Genomic DNA, 233 nt, shown 5'->3' with positions numbered 1-233 from the left:
TGTACCATAAGCAGTAACACTTATATAATATAGTGAATTATTATTGAAAGCCATTTTTGTAGAAGGAAGCTGTATTATAAAATTAGTTCTAGTATGATTTGATCCTGCTATTGTAGGATACGTATCATTTGCATTTTTTATTGCATCATCAGGCTGAGTGAATGAATTTGCAGTTGAAACATATAAATTAAATCCAGCAAAGTCAGATGCTATTATTCCAGACCAAAATTCTA

General features: G+C 29.6%; 1 pseudogene. It reads right to left on the bottom strand.

Annotated features, from left to right (window positions below):
• Nucleotides 1–233 (bottom strand): annotated as a pseudogene (locus EZH24_RS15250) (hypothetical protein); the annotation flags it as partial.

Origin of the sequence: Brachyspira catarrhinii (assembly GCF_005518285.1) — a bacterium.
Taxonomy (GTDB): Bacteria; Spirochaetota; Brachyspiria; order Brachyspirales; family Brachyspiraceae; genus Brachyspira; species Brachyspira catarrhinii.
Note: the sequence above shows the minus strand (reverse complement) of the source record. Positions and strands in the feature narration are given on the sequence as shown.